Below are 3,876 nucleotides of genomic sequence, written 5' to 3'. Positions count from 1 at the left end.
TGGAAGATTTTGTCCCGTAAACGGGTTTTTGACTGGCTTCAAATTTTTAATTTTTTATTAAACTATAACTTAATGGTAAAAAAATTGCCATTTTCATAAGTTTTAAATGTAATTTATAGTTATCTAGCAACCTCATAAAAGTGCCAGAACGGTATATTGTTTACGATTAATACATGATATACAATAAATGATGCTAACCATACATTTTTAGATACTTTTAAGGCAGAATAGTATTATATTTAAAACATGATAAAAGCAGTAATTGTTGATGATGAGCCAAAGGCTATCCAAAGTCTAATCTGGGAACTTTCAAATTTCAGTAATGAGATTGAGGTGATCAAATCTTTTTCTAATCCGGAAGAGGCCATCGTCTATTTGGATAATAACGAATTGGATTGTTTGTTTCTTGATATTCAAATGCCAACTATGGATGGTTTTCAGTTTTTGGAAAAACTCATGAACAAGGATTTTGCAGTAGTGATTACCACAGCCTATAATGAGTTTGCGATAAAAGCACTCAAACATGAGGCTATAGACTATTTGTTAAAGCCTATTGATTCCGATGATTTGGAAGAAACCATTAAAAAGGTCAAAAAATATAACTCAAAATTATTTAATTCCACTAAAATTGAGGAAGTACTTCTAAATTTCAATTCTAAATTTCAGCAAAAGAAAATCACGATCAATACCGATGGTAAACTTATTTTTTTGGAAGCCGATGATATTTTGTATGTAGAATCGGATGGGAATTATAGTACCATTATACTCGAGAATGAGCCGAAAATCGTAATTACTAAAAAACTGAAAGAAATGAGTAGTATTCTTCCTGAGAACCAGTTTTTTAGGATTCATAATTCGTACATTATCAATCTAAAAAAAATTAAAGAATTTATTAAAAACGAGGGTTATGTTGTTATGGAGTCAAACGATCGTATTCCGGTGGCAAGACAACGAAAATCTGACTTCTTAGAAAAATTGTAATCTTATTTCCAAATGCTTTTTAACAGACGCACAAGGCTTTTTCCGGTGTCTTTAAGGTATCTTCTTTTGGGGATGCTGCTTCTTAGTGCACATATTTCTCTTGAAGCTCAAAATAAAACAGGAGATAACCTTGAAAGTGTCCTTCAAAAAATGGGCAATTCTTGGCCTAAGCAATACTCAGAAATGGATTCGATGTTCTCAAAGTTTAGAAACGATAGTATCGTCCTAAAAGAATTGTTGCATAAATCATCGGAAGCAAAAGCAATAGAAGTGGAGATTTATAGCATGAACAAGTTGGGCGAATTATATCGAAATAAATCTTTGTATGATGCCGCTCTAAAAATCCATAAAAATGCTGAAAAACTTGCGGAAGATATTGGTAATATTGAGCTAAATGTAATCAGTTTGAATATGATAGGGGTGGTTTATAGACGCATGGACTTTATAAAACCAGCTTTGGATTATCATAAAAAGGCTTTGGATATCGCAAAATCTGTTAAAAATCCGTCGCATGAACTGATGTTAAGTATTGCTGTTTCCCAAAACAGTATGGGAAATATTTATCTCACCTTAAGGCAATATGATTTGGCAATTGAGCAATTTGAAAAGTCGTTGATCATCGAAGAACAATCAGGGAATAAATTAGGACTTGCCATCAATTACCATAATCTTGGATTTGCTGATGAAGCCAAAGGGCTTTTGGATTTGGCATTAACAAATTTTAAACGTTCGTTGCAATATAATGAGCAAATCAATTCGGAAGTAGGACGTGTCATTTGTTACAACAGTATTGGTCAAGTGTACATCAAACAGGAAAGGTATATTGAAGCCTTAGAAATTATAGAGCAGGGTTTGGAAAAGGCCCTTGAACTTGGTGACCAATATTATTTGGCTTACGCTTATATAAATTTGGGATGGGTCCAGAATAAGTTGGATTTGGACCATCAATCGGAAATCAATCTTAAAAAGGGATTGGAAATTTCTGAGGTTTATGGATTTAAAACCTCTTCGGTTGATGCCCATAAGCACCTTTCGGAATTATATAAGAAAAACAAAAATTACGAAAAATCGTTATATCATTTTGAGCAGGCATCGCAACTTGAAAAAACAATTTTCACCGATCGGAATATGCAATATGTGAGCGATATTATCATTCAATATGAAAATGAGGCGAAAAACAATGAAATTATTCAGCTTGCCAATGAAAATGAATTGGTAAAATCAAAATTGCAGCGCAATCAGGTGATATTTTGGTCGGCACTTTTTGCGCTTGCAATTATAGCGGTCATCCTAATCGCAATGAGTAGAAATAGGCAATTACGCCACGAAAAAAAGATTTTGACCTTGGAGCAAGATATGTTGAGAAGCCAGATGAATCCGCACTTTATCTTTAATTCTTTAAACTCTATTAAGCTTTATATCATCAATAATGAAAAGGAAAATGCGGTCTATTATTTGAATAAATTCTCAAAATTTATCCGTAAAATACTGATTGCTTCCACTGAAAAAGAGATTTCTTTGGAAGAAGAATTAGAAACCATGCAGTTGTACATGAATATTGAAAACATACGGTTTTCTAATGATATAGATTTTACTATCCATGTTGAGCCCAACCTCGATATTTCAACTATTAAAGTGCCCTCGCTAATTTTGCAGCCGTTCCTCGAAAATGCCTTATGGCACGGACTTTCTTCCAAAAAAGAAAACAAGCAAATTGAATTGAGAGTATATAAGACAGATCGGGATTTTATTAATATTTCGATTACTGATAATGGCATTGGCAGAAAGGCTTCAGAAGAAATTAATCATGGTAGGGTTCTCAAAAGGAAATCGGTAGGTTTAGCGATTACAAAAGCGCGATTGTCTAATTTTTCCGAACGATTTACTACGGATTATAAATTGGATATTGAAGATTTGCATGATGCACAGAATAATCCGACAGGCACCAGGATTGTTGTTCAAATTCCAACACGGGCCAATAATTTGAAAGCGTAATTATAGCCCAAAAGGTGTTGCAGGAAGCTGGTTTTTCCAATCCTTGCCAAATTTTGAAATTAAATACAGCTCAATTTTTTTGTTGGTGTTTATCGCTATTTTAAACAAGATAGGATCGATTACGCAGTTTTCATTAATAAATCCTACACCATAATTTGTTTTAAAAACAGTGGCAGCATCAGGATCGACGGGTACCAAACCATGAGCAATAAAATTAATGGTGCCATTAATTAGGCCTTCTTCAATCTGTTCTACTGAAAAGCCTGAAATATCTTTTATCGAATAACGATTTGGGATGGTAACAACTTCAGAAGCTGTTGTTTTGTCTTCCAATTTTATTATTACTGTATTTTTATGTTCGGTAATTCGAACCGGATAAGAGGTAATCGCATTTACATCTTCAGAATAAAACCGAAATTGGTATTTTCCCTTTTTTGGAAGTATAATAGTGAACTGATCCAACGAATTGATTTGCAGATTCTGATTGGTTTCAGAAATATAAAATACACCAGAAATGGAAGTTTTTTGAGTAAAATTTTCAAAAACAACAGTTGCCGTAATTGGATCCGAAAATGTAGAAGTAAAAGAGAATATGACGATTAAGAAACTTACAAATATTTTCATGTTGTATGTTTTTGAATGTACTTAAAGATATACTAAATATGGAATATTCTCAATTTATACCAATAAGAAATTTATTACAGCTCATTTAGAGAATTTATTTTAGATGTAATTAGTTGATTGCCAATCAAACAAAAAGGCGTTTCATGTGTTGAAACGCCTTTTTGTTTGATAACGACTGATGTGTTGAATTTACTTTCCAAAAGCGCCTAACATAGAGCCATAATCTGAGGTGTTGATCGAAAAATCGGTTTTATCCAGTCCAATACAGTTCATACT

General features: G+C 33.0%; 3 protein-coding genes. 2 read left to right on the top strand and 1 reads right to left on the bottom strand.

All coding sequences use genetic code 11. The features are described 5' to 3' along the window. Nucleotides 1-246 precede the first annotated feature (246 nt). Nucleotides 247-981: a LytTR family DNA-binding domain-containing protein gene (locus VNJ50_RS11040; protein WP_325581835.1), complete on the top strand. Its 735-nt coding sequence runs from the start codon at nt 247-249 to the stop codon at nt 979-981. A 12-nt stretch (nt 982-993) separates the two neighbouring features. Further along, the gene (locus VNJ50_RS11035) at nt 994-2,976 is read left to right on the top strand and encodes a tetratricopeptide repeat-containing sensor histidine kinase (RefSeq protein ID WP_325581833.1); all 1,983 of its coding nucleotides are present in this window, start codon (nt 994-996) and stop codon (nt 2,974-2,976) included. On the opposite strand, the gene VNJ50_RS11030 is transcribed toward VNJ50_RS11035, so the two are convergent. After that, nucleotides 2,977-3,600 carry a hypothetical protein gene (locus VNJ50_RS11030; RefSeq protein ID WP_325581831.1) on the bottom strand — a complete coding sequence of 208 codons (624 nt, stop codon included), beginning with the start codon at nt 3,598-3,600 and terminating at the stop codon, nt 2,977-2,979. Between the last annotated feature and the right edge of the window lie 276 nt (nt 3,601-3,876).

Origin of the sequence: Gelidibacter sp. (assembly GCF_035577925.1) — a bacterium.
In the GTDB taxonomy this organism is placed as follows: Bacteria; Bacteroidota; Bacteroidia; order Flavobacteriales; family Flavobacteriaceae; genus Gelidibacter.
This window is presented reverse-complemented; position numbering and strand designations above follow the sequence as displayed.

What these genes read in the sequence shown, in the direction of transcription:
- VNJ50_RS11030 (WP_325581831.1), bottom strand. Translation starts at nt 3,600, where the DNA reads ATGAAAATATTTGTAAGTTTCTTAATCGTCATATTCTCTTTTACTTCT.
- VNJ50_RS11035 (WP_325581833.1), top strand. Translation starts at nt 994, where the DNA reads ATGCTTTTTAACAGACGCACAAGGCTTTTTCCGGTGTCTTTAAGGTAT.
- VNJ50_RS11040 (WP_325581835.1), top strand. Translation starts at nt 247, where the DNA reads ATGATAAAAGCAGTAATTGTTGATGATGAGCCAAAGGCTATCCAAAGT.